Origin of the sequence: Phyllobacterium trifolii (genome assembly GCF_014192095.1) — a bacterium.
Classification (GTDB): domain Bacteria; phylum Pseudomonadota; class Alphaproteobacteria; order Rhizobiales; family Rhizobiaceae; genus Phyllobacterium; species Phyllobacterium trifolii.
In genome coordinates, this window is the sequence record NZ_JACHXN010000011.1 from 55,134 (window position 1) to 70,205 (window position 15,072).

General features: G+C 55.4%; 16 protein-coding genes. 6 read left to right on the forward strand and 10 right to left on the reverse strand.

From position 1 onward, the window contains the following. The first annotated feature begins 35 nt into the window (after nucleotides 1-35). Nucleotides 36-2,306 carry a TonB-dependent hemoglobin/transferrin/lactoferrin family receptor gene (locus FHS21_RS17180; RefSeq protein WP_112530096.1) on the forward strand — a complete coding sequence of 757 codons (2,271 nt, stop codon included), beginning with the start codon at nucleotides 36-38 and terminating at the stop codon, nucleotides 2,304-2,306. A gap of 196 nt (nucleotides 2,307-2,502) precedes the next feature. On the opposite strand, the gene FHS21_RS17185 is transcribed toward FHS21_RS17180, so the two are convergent. Next, a complete protein-coding gene (locus FHS21_RS17185) occupies nucleotides 2,503-2,847 on the reverse strand; it encodes a cupin domain-containing protein (RefSeq protein ID WP_112530094.1) in 345 nt (114 codons plus the stop codon). A gap of 150 nt (nucleotides 2,848-2,997) precedes the next feature. On the opposite strand from FHS21_RS17185, the gene FHS21_RS17190 reads away from it, so the two are divergent. Next, on the forward strand, nucleotides 2,998-3,744 hold the full coding sequence (locus FHS21_RS17190; RefSeq protein WP_112530092.1) for an AzlC family ABC transporter permease: 747 nt from the start codon (nucleotides 2,998-3,000) through the stop codon (nucleotides 3,742-3,744). Next, entirely contained in the window at nucleotides 3,744-4,037 is a 294-nt protein-coding gene (locus FHS21_RS17195) for a branched-chain amino acid transport AzlD family protein (RefSeq protein ID WP_112530090.1), read from the forward strand. Before FHS21_RS17190 ends, FHS21_RS17195 begins: the two co-directional genes overlap by 1 nt. Nucleotides 4,038-4,044: 7 nt before the next feature. Here the strand turns inward: FHS21_RS17195 and FHS21_RS17200 are convergent, their stop codons facing one another. From FHS21_RS17200 to FHS21_RS17240, 9 genes are all read right to left on the reverse strand, one after another. Further along, nucleotides 4,045-5,886, reverse strand: a complete 1,842-nt coding sequence (locus FHS21_RS17200) for an aminopeptidase P family protein (protein ID WP_112530199.1) — start codon at nucleotides 5,884-5,886, stop codon at nucleotides 4,045-4,047. A gap of 284 nt (nucleotides 5,887-6,170) precedes the next feature. Next, nucleotides 6,171-6,791 carry a hypothetical protein gene (locus FHS21_RS17205; RefSeq protein ID WP_112551049.1) on the reverse strand — a complete coding sequence of 207 codons (621 nt, stop codon included), beginning with the start codon at nucleotides 6,789-6,791 and terminating at the stop codon, nucleotides 6,171-6,173. A gap of 259 nt (nucleotides 6,792-7,050) precedes the next feature. Beyond that, complete coding sequence (locus tag FHS21_RS17210; RefSeq protein ID WP_112530086.1) at nucleotides 7,051-7,578, reverse strand: hypothetical protein; 528 nt, start codon at nucleotides 7,576-7,578, stop codon at nucleotides 7,051-7,053. A gap of 121 nt (nucleotides 7,579-7,699) precedes the next feature. Continuing rightward, nucleotides 7,700-8,329: a hypothetical protein gene (locus FHS21_RS17215; protein WP_158482267.1), complete on the reverse strand. Its 630-nt coding sequence runs from the start codon at nucleotides 8,327-8,329 to the stop codon at nucleotides 7,700-7,702. Between the two features lie 251 nt (nucleotides 8,330-8,580). Then, the gene (locus FHS21_RS17220; protein ID WP_183663280.1) at nucleotides 8,581-9,279 is read right to left on the reverse strand and encodes a hypothetical protein; all 699 of its coding nucleotides are present in this window, start codon (nucleotides 9,277-9,279) and stop codon (nucleotides 8,581-8,583) included. Further along, on the reverse strand, nucleotides 9,276-10,346 hold the full coding sequence (locus FHS21_RS17225) for a hypothetical protein (protein ID WP_112530080.1): 1,071 nt from the start codon (nucleotides 10,344-10,346) through the stop codon (nucleotides 9,276-9,278). The genes FHS21_RS17220 and FHS21_RS17225 overlap by 4 nt, the downstream gene beginning before the upstream one ends. Before the next feature lie 84 nt (nucleotides 10,347-10,430). After that, the gene (locus FHS21_RS17230; RefSeq protein ID WP_183663282.1) at nucleotides 10,431-11,315 is read right to left on the reverse strand and encodes a 50S ribosomal protein L11 methyltransferase; all 885 of its coding nucleotides are present in this window, start codon (nucleotides 11,313-11,315) and stop codon (nucleotides 10,431-10,433) included. A 151-nt stretch (nucleotides 11,316-11,466) separates the two neighbouring features. Continuing rightward, on the reverse strand, nucleotides 11,467-12,060 hold the full coding sequence (locus FHS21_RS17235) for an SCO family protein (protein ID WP_183663285.1): 594 nt from the start codon (nucleotides 12,058-12,060) through the stop codon (nucleotides 11,467-11,469). 334 nt (nucleotides 12,061-12,394) lie between these two features. Beyond that, nucleotides 12,395-12,799: a hypothetical protein gene (locus FHS21_RS17240; RefSeq protein WP_112530074.1), complete on the reverse strand. Its 405-nt coding sequence runs from the start codon at nucleotides 12,797-12,799 to the stop codon at nucleotides 12,395-12,397. A 195-nt stretch (nucleotides 12,800-12,994) separates the two neighbouring features. On the opposite strand from FHS21_RS17240, the gene FHS21_RS17245 reads away from it, so the two are divergent. From FHS21_RS17245 to FHS21_RS17255, 3 genes are all read left to right on the forward strand, one after another. Then, complete coding sequence (locus FHS21_RS17245) at nucleotides 12,995-13,627, forward strand: LbetaH domain-containing protein (protein WP_112530072.1); 633 nt, start codon at nucleotides 12,995-12,997, stop codon at nucleotides 13,625-13,627. Nucleotides 13,628-13,814: 187 nt separating this feature from the next. Beyond that, nucleotides 13,815-14,297 carry a CreA family protein gene (locus tag FHS21_RS17250; protein WP_112530070.1) on the forward strand — a complete coding sequence of 161 codons (483 nt, stop codon included), beginning with the start codon at nucleotides 13,815-13,817 and terminating at the stop codon, nucleotides 14,295-14,297. A 106-nt stretch (nucleotides 14,298-14,403) separates the two neighbouring features. Continuing rightward, nucleotides 14,404-15,072, forward strand: coding sequence for an N-acetylmuramoyl-L-alanine amidase (locus FHS21_RS17255; RefSeq protein ID WP_183663287.1), 669 nt, complete (start codon nucleotides 14,404-14,406; stop codon nucleotides 15,070-15,072).

A 15,072-nucleotide genomic window follows, 5' to 3' on the forward strand; every position in this document is an offset into this window, starting at 1 on the left:
GCCAGGCATTCTCTTTGGGTTTGGGGAACTGGGACATGGCTAAAAAGAATCTGCTTGCGCGCCTCATGTGGGGCGGCGCCAGTACATTGGTGATGGTTGGGTTGAGCGCCGGGGCATCCATTGCGCAAAACACCACAAACGCTGGCGACAATATCGAACTCGAAACCATCGTCGTAAAAGGCGCTCGGCCGAAAGCCGCCGAGGGTGAAAAATCGCCATTGACCACCGTGACTGACCGGCAAGAGATTCAGGAGCGCATGGTCGAGAGTTTCGAGGATCTTGGCCGCCGCGTCGATGCTGGCGTCAATTTCGACACGCAAAACAATAGTATCAACCTGCGGGGCCTTGATCAGAATCGTGTCCTGACGACAATCGACGGCATACGTGTGCCGTGGCTGACCGACCCGCGCAGCAATTCGGGCGGGCTCAACGCCGTGGATTTCGACGGGCTTTCGGCGATCGACATTACCAAGGGTGCCGATTCCAGCCGTTATGGCTCGGGCGCTTTGGGCGGTGTCGTGCAGCTGCAGACGCTTGATCCGGAGGACCTTTTGACGGACGGACGCAATTGGGGTGCTATAACCAAGGGCGTCTATGACAGTGCCGACCGGAGCTGGCGCACGAATGCTGCGGTGGCAGCGCGCGCCAACGATACGGAATTCCTGATCCAGGGCGGCTATAGGCAAGGCCATGAATTCGAAAACATGGGAGACGTTGGCGGTTATGGCGCAACGCGAACCGAAGCCAATCCATTAGACTTCGACCAAGGCAATTTTCTCGCCAAGATTTATCAGAACGTCGATGGCGGCCATCGGTTTGGCATAACCGGCGAATATTTCAAGCGCGATGCGGACATCGACGACAAGATCGGTTCGACGGCAAGCTACGTTCGAGGAAGTCTCGAATCGGGGGACGATGTCGAGCGCAAGCGGATATCCGCGAGCTACGACTATATATCGCCTGACAAGACCGGCTGGATCGATGAGGCGCATGCCATAGCCTATTGGCAGCAGCAGATCCTCACCAAGACAACAGACGGCGTTCGTTTGCCTGATAGCCGGGCGCGAATAATTCGCGGAGATCCATTCTTTTACGGCTATCCCTCCGGCATCTATACGCGTGACAATGAGCTGAAGCAGGACAGTTACGGCCTCACCGGCAATGTCCTAAAAAGCACCGAGATCGGCAATCTTACACACACGTTCCGTGTCGGCGGGGAAATCTACCGCCAGGATCTGCACCAATATTCCGCGGGCGTCGACAATTGTCCCGATGTCGATTGGTCAACGATCCCCCAACCTTTCGGTCCGCAATCGTGCCGGATGCTGCATTCGAATTCATCAGATATGCCAGACGTCGAATCTCTCGCAGTCGGTCTCTATGCCGAGGATGACATCGATGTCCTGAATGGCCGTGTGACAATCACACCCGGCGGACGTTTTGACTGGTATGATCATCGCCCGCAATCGACTGCTGCTTATGAGGCTGGTCCCAATTTCGACGGTACGATACCTTCCTCCAACAGCGACTCGCGCTTCTCTCCGAAGCTCCGCGCAACGTGGCACGCTGCTCCGGATCTCGATTTCTATGCTCAGTGGGCACAGGGTTTCCGCGCTCCGACCGCGCTGGAACTCTTCCAGAATTACGGTGCGCCCGGCTCCTATGCCAGAATCGGCAATCCTGATCTAAAGCCCGAAACCAGCAACGGTTTTGAAATCGGTGCGAAACTCGAAAACGAGACATATGGATTTGGCGGCAGCATCTTCAACAATTACTACCGCAACTTCATCGAGGAAGTGACCATCGCGCCTCCTGGTGGGGAATTTCCGGTCGGCGGTATCACTGGCTATGCCAATCTCGATCGCGTCCAGATCTATGGCGCGGAACTGCGTGGCCACGTGAACTTTGCCGATCATTGGCGCACCTGGGCCTCCGTCGCATGGACAGTCGGCAAGGATACCGAGAATGACGAATATCTGAATTCGGTGCCGCCGGTTCGTGCGATCGTCGGGCTAGGATACGCGGTAGAGGATTGGGGCAGCGACGTGTCGCTGACCATGGCCTCGCGCCGTGACAAAGTCAGCGACGGCGGTTTCGTTGCCCCCGGCTATGCGTTGGTCGATACCACCCTCTGGTGGGAACCGAAATTCGCTAAGGGAATGAAGCTGCAGGCGGGCATTTTCAATGTCTTCGACACGAAATACTGGAATGCGCTCGATGTGCCGGATTCAATTTCGCCTGCGATAGCAGATCGCTATACGGAAGTTGGCCGCAGTTTCCGTGTTTCATTGACACAGAAGTTCTGAGCTATAGCGGCGGATGGCAAATCTGCTGTGCGTGGTTCGACGGGGCTCACCATGAGGGAGGTGGGTCGATTGCATGATCGAGGCAAGTTGCTGCCGCATAGCCAGTTGTTAGAAGATACTTGGCTCCCTGCAATCAACTTCCCTCCCTCATGGTGAGCCCCGTCGAACCACGCACAGCACTTGAGCAGATCATAAATTACTCAAGCCATTCCGTTACGAACACCTCGTTGGCGTGGATATCGATTGTCTCCAGCGTGCCCGGCCCGAGGTTTTCAAATTTGTGCGGCGTGTTGGCGGGTGAAACGACGATCTGACCTTCATGGGCACAAATGATTTCATCCCCGACGGTAAATCGTGCATGACCTTTGCGGATGATGAATGTCTCCGTGTAGGGATGTTTGTGTAACCGCGGTCCAGCGCCGACGCGCTCCTGATGGTTGAAAATCACCGAGACGTTGGTTCCGTAAGGCTTGCCCGTGACCTCTCCCTGCCAATTCTCGGGATCGGTCGCCCAGACATCGCGTTCTATTATTTGCGGCATTTTTGGTCTCCCTTGTCTCGTCGATGCAAAATAATCGTGGCAAACTCACCTGACAAGAACCGATGTGTTCCCGATCACTGCAGTGACATTGATGGTATCAATCAACAAATGTGACGTGACAGCCAGTTGAAGCTGGCCTAGAGCAGACCAATGGACGAACAAATATATCAGCGGCAATCGGTTCTCGCCGATCCAGGCCGTGCGCGCACCCAGTTCTGGGAAGGCTTCGCCAAAGGCCTGCCCATCATGATAGCTTCGGCGCCGTTCGGGCTGCTGTTTGGCGCGCTGGCAGTCGACAATGGGTTCACCGTTTTTCAGGCGGTGCTGATGAGCGCCGCGATTTTTGGCGGTGCAAGCCAGATGGTCGGCATCGAACTATTCGGCCACAATGTCCCTGCCTGGCTGATCGTCTTTTCCATTTTCGCCGTAAATTTCCGCCATGTGCTCTATTCGGCGGCGGTGGGGCGGCGTATTTGCCACTTCAAACCGCTCCAGAGCGCTCTCAGCTATTTCCTGTTGACCGATCCTCAATATGCGGAAACCGAGAAGCGCGCGGAATCCGGGAAACCGGTGACCTTCATCTGGTACCTTGGCGTCGCCACGCCGATTTACGTGATGTGGGTCACAGAAGCCTGGATCGGGGGGTTGTTCGGCAATCTGATATCCGACCCGCATGCCCTTGGTATCGATATGCTGCTGCCGATCTATTTTCTTGGCTTGGTCATGGGGTTTCGCAAGCGCGATAACTGGGCGGCGATCGTCACCGCCAGCGCCGTAGTCTCAATCATTGCCTATAAGACGATTGGCTCGCCCTGGCATGTCAGTATTGGTGCTCTCGCTGGCATTCTGATGGCCGTGATTGTCGCCAAACCAGAAAAAGCGAAGGAGCGGAGCTGATGTCCTCGATAACGTGGATCATAATCGCCGGTGCAGTTCTGACGTTCCTGACGCGTATCGGCGGTCATCTGGTGCTGTCGCGCTTCGAGCGTATTCACCCTCGCGTTGAAGTCGCGCTCAATGCGGTGCCTGCCGCGGTTTTAACGACGCTTGTTGCCCCTGCCGCGGCAGAAGCCGACTGGCGCGGATTGATCGCGCTTGCCTTCGCCGGTCTTGTGGCGCTGCGCTTCAATGCGCTGACCATGTTTCTCGCTGGCGGAGCGGTGATCATCCTGCTGCGCCAGTTCTCCTGACTACAAACTAGCTCTCATGACCGAACGGCTCGGTCGCGCTGATCAGCCATTCGCGCGCCGGGCCATTGGTGTGCGGCAGCAGCGCTTCGCGGACCCGCGCGTGATAGGCGTCCAGCCAGATGAGCTCGTCCCGTATCAACAGACTGGTATCGATCAGCCGTCTGTCGATCGGGCAGAGCGTAATCGTCTCAAAGCCCATCATCGGGATATCGCCACCTTCCGGCACTCCCGGCTCTGTGACGATCAACAGGTTCTCGGTGCGGATGCCATAGCCGCCAGTGCCGGGCTTGTAATAGCCGGGCTCGTTGGAAAGGATCATACCGGGCAGCAATTCGTGCACGCCGCGCTTCGAGATGCTCTGCGGCCCTTCGTGCACAGACAGGAATGAACCCACCCCGTGCCCGGTACCATGGCCATAATCATATCCCTGTTTCCACAGAGCGATGCGGGCAAGCACATCGATATCCATACCGCGCGTTCCTTTCGGAAAGCGCGCGGTGGAGATGGCAATCATGCCCTTGAGCACCAGTGTGAATTTGCGCTTCATATCATCCGACGGCTTGCCGACCGGCAGCGTGCGGGTGATGTCGGTCGTCCCGTCGCGATATTGGCCGCCGCTGTCGATCAGATAAAGCTCACCGTCCTCCAAGGTGCGGTTTGAGGCTGTGCTGACACGGTAATGCGCAAAGGCTCCATTCGGTCCAGCACCTGAAATGCTGTCGAACGAGAGATTTTCCAGCGGCATCTGGAAGCTCTCCGCCACAGTCTGACGGGTTTCTTCCAGTTTTGTTGCCGCGATGATCTCATCGATTGTCCCGGGCGCCTGGCTATCGATCCAGGAAAGGAAGGATACCATTGCTACGCCGTCGCGCTCGTGCGATTTGCGCGCGCCTTCAAGTTCGACAGCGTTCTTGAGCGCTCGCGGCAACCGTGCTGGATCGAGCCCGTCCACGACTATTCCGCCGGCTTTTTCGATGATCAGACGCAGCTTTTCCGCTGTCAGCGCCGGATCGAGCATCACCGTCTTGCCCTCAGCGGCAAAGGCCGCAACGTCGCCCTCCAATGTTGAAGGGGCGCGCAAGGTTGAAAGCTGCGTGAGATAGGCTTCCGTTTCGATCGGCAGCTTGCGCTTGTCGATGAAAAGCAGCGGTTCGCCCGATGCCGGAATCAGCGCGAAGGCGAGGGGAAGGGGTGTGTTGCTGACATCATTGCCGCGAATATTGAAAGCCCAGGCGATAGAAGATGGATCCGTGAGGATCGTCGCATCGGCTTTGGCTTTGGTAACGGCACCGGCCAGTTCATGCAGCTTCTGGCTCGCCAGCTTGCCTGCGTATTTTTCCGGCTGGATCGTGACGGCTTCCAGCGGCGGGGCGGGCTGGTCATCCCAGATCATGTCGACCAGATTGTCTTTGACCGCAACGAGAGTGCCGCCGTTTTTCTCCAGAGCCTCGCGCAAAGATTTGGTTTCGCTGATCGTGTGCAGCCAGGGATCGAACCCAATGGTGAGCTTCTTGTCGACATTGCGCAGCCACACTGGCGGCGGCGTATCGACAAGGCTTTCGACCGTGAAGACTTCAGGGTCGGTCTGCTCAGCTGCCTGCAGCGTATAGCGCCCGTCGACGAACAGATAGGCTTTGCTTTTCATGATCAGAGCAACGCCGGCAGAGCCGGTAAAACCCGTCAGCCAAGCCAGACGGCGGGCGCGGGCAGGCACGTATTCGCCCTGGTGTTCATCGGCGCGCGGCACAAGAAAACCATCGAGGCCAAGGTTTTCGAGTTCGGCGCGCAGCTTGGCGACACGGGGCCCTCCGGTAGCAGGATTGCTTGTGACCTCAAACGACTGGAACATGGGAATCTGGACCTCTTTGCTTAGCATACGACCCCAAATTTCTTCGATTTTTGAATAGAGGATCATGTGCCTGATGATTGGGTCGAAACCTAGCCTCCCGTTTTCACGCACGCAATGGAGGAGTGCATTTGGCAACCGATTTAATCGGGGTTCAGATGCTTGTCCTGAACGAACATTTGATTGCTACCTTACCATCCAGCGTTCGAGCAAAGTGCGTGCGCCGTCTTTGATCGCTTTCCATTGCGAGAGCTTATCCTTTGCCAAGGAGCCCTGCACGGCAAGCTTCAAATCTCTGAAATAGAAAGTAAAGTCGCATCCGTCGCTGAGCTGAGGCATTCAAGAAGCGCTTCTTCTTCCACGTTCACATAAGTTTGGAGCCAAAAATCGAGAGGCGTAATTCGCGTCAACGCGCTCTCGAAAGGGATGCGTTCCTTGTACATGTCCATGATGAATTCAATGCTCGAGAACGGAAATCCCGGGGTATCCTTTCCGTCCGGAATGACTCGAACGTAGGGGACGAGAACAAGGTAAGACCCGTCCGGAGGGTCCAGTTCTCCAGGAGGCCAGCCATTGGCATAGAATGCTTCTTTCTTCGAAGGAACGAGGGTCGGCATCCAGAATGCAAGTTCAAAACCTTCTCTTTCCGAATAACAGTTTACACGTTCCGGCGTCGGTCTGTAGCTCAAATACGCATAGGGAATGTTGAAAGCCTGCCCCCCACCTTCCAGGCGGCGAAAAACGAGATATGTGAGGTCCATATTCTCTTTTCTGTACCAAGCGGACCTAATGTCACCTTCAGGCTTGCATGGGTAGTCTTCGGCTGCCAATGCAACGCTGCAAAAGGACGCAGTTCCGAACACGAGCATCATCAGCATACAGAGACGGGCGGCCAGATTTTTCTGCATTGGCTTCATCCAGAGGAAACCATAGTCTAAACGATGAACGCCGCACGGCAATGCGACGTTCGTCGTAAGATGCGTTCGGACCCATGCTAATCCGCATTCTGCCAGGGTGAAATTCGCCCTTCTTTTGGCGAATGTGGTAACGCGTGTTGATTTTGACCAGTCGGTTATGTTCTTGAGGTGCTTGCCCAGTCGTTCGATGGGAAAAAGGTGTGGGCTCCCTTAACAACTCCGGCTTAATGGAAAGCTCGTCTTGAGGAGCTTACAGCTCAATTGGAAAAGGCGTTGGTTTCCAATAGCCTGTCAGGCCAAGGGTTGCGATCGAGCTCGCCTGCTGCTTGCGCAGAAAAGTGATAAGGGCGCCTTGGTCTCGTTTCTTCAGGAGTTCGTAGTATGCCGGCAAATGATCGACCCAGCCCTTGGCGATAGCCGCATCCACAATGCAGACGGCCTCGTCGAGATCGCCTTTCGCTATGGCGATATGGGCCATAAGTTTAAAATCAAAGGAAAAGGTATTGTGCGGCGGTGGCTCGTTCGACCGATAGGCCACAAAGTCGTCGATCGTGTTGACACGGCGCAGTTCAGGTAATGTTACCTCTTCAAGTGTATGGCGTAAGCGCTCAATCTCCTCGGGATCAAAAATGTTCCATGGCCCCCGCCCATTCTCGTAGAGCGGGCGTGCGCCATTCGTTGCCCAATTGCAATAGCGCAGGAATGTCAGGTCGATGACTGCCATGACGCTGAACAGATCGTCAAATATCGTGTTCCCAAGGCGGATGAAGCGCAGCACATGCCCACCGGCCTGACGACCAGGTGGCGACCAACGAGCGTCAGATCCTTATGACGATCAAGGATTGGCTCAACCAATCGTTCGACATCGTCCTGCGTGACAACGGGAAGCAAACTTGCCCTCATCCCTTCTCTAGTCCAAAAGGTTCGGGTTCAAAATATTTCGCCAGTTTGAGCGCCCCGATCGTGCGCATCTGCTGTTCGCGCAGGAGATCGAGAAGCGCGGTACGATCTCCTTGCTTCAAGGGCTCGTAGTATTTGGGTGTCCAGTTGATCTCGCGGCTGGCGATGGCTGGCTCGACGATCGAAAGAGCTTTATCGAGATCGCCATTGGCAATTGCGATGAGGGCAAGACCGTTTGGACGAAGAGACGAACGATATAGCGATTTTATGCTGTTGGTTTGGTAGGTCGCGAATTCGTCGATAGTGGTGACACGGCGCATTTCCGGCAGCGCTTCTTCAATCATTTGGCGCAGCAGTTTGAGCGACTCAGGGTAACGGATATCCCAATTTCCTCGATCGGCGGCAAGCCGCCAGCCGCCGCCAAGCGGCCAGTCACCCATATTGAAGAAGGTGAGGTTCATGCAGGTGCAGACCTCAAAGGCGTATACATTCGACCGGCGATCGATACAGATGAAGCGCAGAACATTGTGCACTGGTTTTAGTACCAACATACGTCCGACGAGCGCCAGATCATCATGGCGCTCAAGCAAGGGCATCATTGCCCGTTTTACATCGGCGATTGTTGTCAATCGATCAAATCCGGTTGGATGGGTATGACGAGAATTCGATACTGCTGTCCAAAATTCTTATAAACTGACCGACCAATCTCTTTCATTCTTGCCGGAGTGAGACCGTTTTTTCCAGGCGATTGTCGTCATTCGAACGGCCTCATGCCGACGATAACGTTGCGGGCTCGCGATGGGTCGGCAATTAGCACCGTCGAAACACGCGTCTAGGATGATTGTGCAGGTATATTTTACTCAACTCCACTCCACGTTCCCTATAGCTCCAGCGGAAAGGGCGTTGGTTCCCAGACTTTGCCGTATTTCAGGTTTTTGACCGTTTTCGCTTCGAGCTCATGCAGGATTCGCGCCAATTCCTGCCGGTCATGGGCCACCAGCGCCGGATAGAATGTAGGGTAGAACACGTCCATGGCCCGCCGAATTTCCATAGGGTTCATCAGCGGCGCGTCGACGATTTCGATTGCCTGATCGAGATCGCTGATGGCGACGGCCATGAGCAGCCGGGCATAGGGATAGACGCTCAATGGCATCGGATTGTTTTCGGGCCGCGCGCAAAATGCGATCATTTGATCGAGCGTTATAATGGAACGCAGGGTATCCAACGCAACGTCCATAACTCTTACCAGATGCTCCAGGCTGGATAAATTGTCGATCATCCAGTGAATGAATTTCGGGTCCGCTTTTCTCTGTTTCGCCAGATCATCGTCTAGTCCCTCGAACGAAAAATACGCAAGGTCCGTTCCCCAGCCCATGCCCAGTCTGGCGGAAGCATCGAATATCAATGACACACTGGTCGATGGAACGAACAGTTTCGGGTCGCTGCCACGGTCGATGATGATGCCGCGGGTGAAGTGATGCACCGGCGTGATAAGGAGATAGCGCCCAATTAGCGCCAGGTCCGCGTGGCGCTGGAGGAGAGGCTGGACGATTTGGCGGACGTGGGCGATTGTCGTCATTCGAACGGCCTCATGCCGACGACAAAGAATTGTATGCCCTCGCCAAAATTGCGGGCCACAATGCCCCCGATTTCGTCAAGCCGGGGGAAGGTGATTTCGTTGTCACCGGTCTTGGGATCGTAGACGCAGACAAGCTTGTCGGACGCCCCGTCATACACGTCGATTCGTATCGTATCAGGGCCGTGCGGCACCCAGGGTTCCTTCCCGGTCGAACGATTAGTCCCTCCAACCTGTGCAACTCCCGATTTCAGTAGCGACTTCTCCGCCTTCAAATTTGGATTCCCTATACTCCTTACCTTCAGCGCGACTTCATAATGGATGCGTGTGCCCCGATTTGCCATCGAATCAAATTTCGAAGCCGCGTCGACCTCCTCGGTCGCCTGATTGAGCAGTTCCTGCACTGTCAGGTAGTTCGGACAGTACTTTATTACCTCATCACGTGACAGAGTTCCAACGGCTACCTTCGTCTTATCCTTGTCCAGCGAATAGGAACGGGGGCGCGCCGATATAACGGGTATCAGGGTGGTGTCGGGTCCAATCTCCGTAGCCAGCCGGTTGTATTCCTGAATCTGGCTGTCGATGTCATCGGTCCAATCCATGCCGTCGATGATTTCAGAAAGGGCCGATACTCCGGGAATCCTGCGCACAAGTGGGCGTACAGCGCGCATCGCCTCGCCAATCCAGGAACCGGTCGAAGGCCCCTTCGCGGGAGCGGTTGTGGCAGGCTGGCTATTGGTAGCAGCATCCGCCGTCGCGCCGGTTTTGATAGGATCGACAGATGAGCTGGATCGGCCAGAGCCAAACCCACCACCGCCATCGGTCCATTGCCCGCCATCCGGATTTCCCGCTGGCACACGGGGCTGATCGGGGTGATACCGTCGTAAGATATCTTCCGTGATACGCAGCCTGCTACGCCAGAAATCGTAACCGAGTTCTGCTCCCCGGATATCCTTCGGCAGATAGGTGTTTGGCGGCGCTTGCCGCATCGCTTTCAGTTCAGCGGCGGCTTCCTCAACGCGAAATCTGTGGTGGTAAACTTGGGACAGGTCATATTCGTAATCTCTCATGAAATAAATCCTTTAAAAAGAATATATTCCTATAATCGATCGCGACTGTCAATTGGAATGTGGCAATGCCACTCCGAAAAGGTTCTAATACGCGGCTTTAGCTTTCAAATGCAGGGTAACCCAGCCCTCGCGGCGCAGTGTCTTCATATGAAACAGGCCCTGGACGCGGTAGGCGGCGAGGACTTTCTCCCGTTGCGTCTCGAGAATGCCCGAGAGGATGAGCGAACCACCCCAGGCGAGGTGTTTGCGCATCTCGGGAGCAAGCTGCATCAGCGGCCGTGCAAGGATGTTTGCGACGATGAGATCGAAGGGAGCGGCGGCGCGCATTGCCGGATGATGAAACCCCGTTGCGGTTTCTGTCTGTATCCGGGCGGCAACGCCGTTCTTCACCACATTCTCCTGCGCCACCGCGACTGCGACCGGATCGATATCCGTTGCCAGAATACGGATGGGCGCAAGCTTGGCGATACCGATGGCAAGCACAGCGCTTCCCGTTCCAAGATCAAGCGCATTGCGCGGATGTTCGCGCCGGATCACCTGGCTGATCATGTCGAGACAACCGGAAGTGGTGCCGTGGTGGCCTGTACCGAATGCCTGTCCTGCATCGATTTCGATGCCGAGATCATTGATGCGGCGTTTGTCGCGATCATGCGAGCCATGCACGAAAAAGCGTCCCGCGCGCACCGGCTTCAGCCCTTCCAGCGAATGCGCGACCCAATCGATGTCCGGCACCTGCTCACGTTTCAATTCAAGGCCGAAGGTGTCGCTGCCGAGAACATCGCGGATGCGTGTCTCGATTTCGTCGGGCTCGAATGTATAGACCGAAACCTCGAATATTTCACGATCCTCGTCGATTTCGGCGTTGGAGACCGGCAGACCATCGTCCTCGAATTCACGTTCGAGCATGGTGAAGATACGCTCGGCTTCGATCTTGCCGGCGGTAACGAAAAGGCGGGTCTGCGTGGTCATTCAAAAATGTTTCTGCTCTAGGGTCTATCGAGATTCATGTCAGGGCGAGGCGAAAACGGTGGTTTTCGAGCACTGGAGCGCAGCGTACTTTAAGGTACGTGAGCACCGGAGTGCAGAAAAACGCCGTTTGCAGTCCGCCCTGACGTGAAATCTAGCTCTTGGCGAGGCGTTTCAGTTTCTCGACAGCCGTATCAGGATTTTCGCCATAGGCAATGGTGCCGAAGAAACGGCCTTTGCTGTCCAGAAGAAAGATCGAGGCAGTGTGGTCCATCGTATAGTCGCTGCCTTCGACGGGAACCTTGCGCGCAAAGACGCTATAGCCCTTCAGCATGGCTGCGATCTTGTCGGGATCGCCTGTCACACCCGTGATCCGGTCAGACACATTGCCGACATAGGATTTCATGACGGGGACAGTGTCCCGCTCCGGGTCTACCGTCACGAAATAGGCGTTTACGTCCGCGCCCTCCGTGCCGAGCTTCTTGAGCCAGCCGTCAAGCTCGAACAATGTCGTCGGACAGACTTCCGGACAATGGGTGAAGCCAAAGAATATGACGGATGGCTTTTGCCGGAATGCCGCCTCCGTGATCGGTTCGCCGTTCATCGTCGTAAGCTCAAAAGACGTGCCGAATGGCCCCTGATTGCCGGTCGTCGCCGTCTGGCGTGATGACTGGAAGGTGATCCAGCCCGCAGCCCCGGCAAGAAGGGCAATCGCTACGATCAAAAAAGGCAGCAGACGTTTGTTCATGGATGATTACTCAGAGGCTGCCAAGCGACTACATACACCAGGCCAAGCCCGCATTGATGAGGGAAAGGAAGATGGAATCGCCCTTGTTGAACCATGCAGCAAAGGTGAGCCCCGAAGCTACGGATGCCGCAAGCGCAAGGGCAGCATATAGCACCATTCTCGGTGTGCTGATGGAGGATGACGTTTTCATTGTTCGATTATAGGATTTCGCTTTGGTTTATGCAAACAAGTGACGGGGACTTGTCACGTCGTCTGACTATGAAAAACCAAGCAAATACGGACTTCTCCCGGTTCCGGCGTTTGTCGGACGCCAACAGATGGCGAGCCATCGTTTTCAACTCGTCAACGACCGCAAGGGATACGTGCCATGCTCGCGCATGCCGCATAGCTTCCCGATCAGCAATTCCATTTTTTCATCGCCGAAACGGGTGAGGATTTTCTCGGCGCGTGCGAAGGCCTGCCTTTCAGCATCGGGAAAATCGGACGGCTTCAGGCTGCTTCCCGATACCTGCGCCCCGGCAATATAGCCGCAGAATTCCGTAAAAGTTCGCTCATCGAACGACAAGCTCGCAAAGCCGCCGGGGCCAAAATCGACGGGGGCGCTTTTCAACGAAGGATGGTCGGCGACAATGATGCTTTCGATACGGCGGCCAAAGCTCAGGACTGCGAGCAGTTTGCCGCATAGAACGCTCATCAAGGCGCGGCGCAAGTGATGATCGATTTCTGCGGCATTGGACATGGCAGGTACTATCTCATATTTTTTTGGTGCTCGACACCAGCTAGCCCATTTACCCTTAATGGCTCACTTGCTCGCATTCTTGCAAAATTTGTGTGAATTGAGGACTGGGCAGCCAAACCGACTTGATTTTATTGACGGATCTGGCTCGGGTTCACTTTTTGTGCAAAAGAGTTGGCTGAACAATTGAGAAAGATCATGGCCGATAACGACGATCCGCGCTTCCAGAATGACCAGCCGCGCATCCATCCATCCGCGCAGCTGAAAGGCGTCAAGCTCGGCAAATATACCGAAGTTGGCGAGCGCGTTGTCCTGCGCGATGTGACAGCCGGTGATTTTACCTATTTCGAACGGCACAGTGAGGGAATCTATGCCGATATCGGGCGGTTTTGCTCGATTGCTTCGAACGTTCGCATCAACGCACTCGAACACCCGATGGAGCGGCTGACGACGCACAAGATCAGCTATCGGCCCAACGAATTCTTCAAATACCAGGGCATCGACAACGTCTTTCGCGCGCGCCGGCAAGCAAAACGCGTCGGGATCGGCCATGACGTGTGGATCGGGCATGGCGCCGTGATCATGCCTGCAGTCCAGATCGGTCATGGCGCAGTCATTGGCTCCAACGCGGTGGTGACCAGGAATGTCGCGCCCTATACGATCGTCGCAGGCAATCCGGCCCGGCTGATCCGTCTTCGCTTCCCCGAGGAGATTGCGGCGCGGCTGCGGCGACTTGCCTGGTGGGATTGGCCGTCAGAGACGCTATTCGAAGCCATCCCGGACATCCAGTCACTCGGCATTGAGGATTTCCTGGCGAAATGGGAACGTTAGAGCAATTCCAGCAAAAGTGGGAACCGGTTTTGCGTCCGGAATTGCGTAAAAACAAAGAGTTAGAGCATTGCAGTGACTCGATTAAAAACGGAAATGCTCTAAACATCGCCCACCGTTTTGCTTGCAATCATTCCGCGCAGTATCCAACTGTGTTTTGCCCCAACGTCAAACCCTCGGGAGTTTTCTGATGAAGCGCACCCTTGCTGCACTGGCCCTTCTAGGCGCCGCAGTTCTTCCTGCACACGCCGAAGAAGTCGGCAAGGTCGGTGTCGACTGGCTCGGCAATGATATCGTCATTGATGCGGTAACCGATCCGAAGGTGCAAGGCGTTACCTGCCATCTCGCGTCGTTCTCGCGGGGTATGATCGACCGGCTGCAGAAAGGCAACTGGTTCGAGGATCCGTCCAATGCCTCGATTTCCTGTCAGCAGACCGGTCCTATAACCATCGCTGATATCGAATTGGGCGAAGGTGGCGAGCGGGTTTTTTCCGAGCGCACCAGCCTTATCTGGAAGAAGCTCGTTATTACGCGCATCTACGACAAGGCCAACAACACGCTCATTTATCTTGCCCATGCCACGCAGGTTCAGGATGGCTCGGCCAAAACCTCGATCTCGACAATCCCGCTCTTTGCGGGGAATGTCAGCTGGTCCAAAGGCAAGCCGGAGTAATCATCCTGGCTTTCGCGATTGGTAAATAATCTTATACCATTGGCTAATAGGAATTTAATCTTATATCATGCAGGATGGATCGGGCTTTTATTTGAAGGGTTTGATCATGAGTTTTCGCATTAAAAACCACAGGCTCGGCACGGCTACATCGAATGTGAATTTCATCGGTTCGCCTAATATTGGCGGCGAATTGAAAGCCAGATTCCTGATCATTCACTACACCGCGAGCGGTCCGGACGCGGATATCGCCAAGTATTTTTCGCAAAAAGCAGCCAATGTTTCGGCACATCTCGTTGTCCGCCGCGATGGGCCAGTCACGCAATGCGTGCCATTCAATGTTGTGGCCTGGCAGGCCGGCAAGAGCCAGTGGACGGGGAAGGGCGGTATCAAATATTCGGGGCTGAACAGTTCCGCTATCGGCATAGAAATCGAAAACTGGGGGCCGCTTAACAAGCGTTCTGGAGGCTGGGTGTCGTGGACCGGAGTGGCCGTTGATGGCTCGAAAGTCATCGAAGCCCGCCATAAGTTCGGTGTGCCCGATTGCGGCTGGGAAGTCTTCACCACCGCGCAGATCGAGACCGTGATTGCCATAGCGCAAGCCATCTGCCGCGAATATGCCATCGAGGACATCATGGGTCATGACGATATCGCCCCTGGCCGAAAGTCCGATCCGGGTCCGGCTTGGGACATGGAAATGTTCAAGGCGAGCGTGAAGGGCGGGGCCGAATTTAAGAGAATCAATGGTACTCGGATGCTGCAACGGACTGAGCGATAG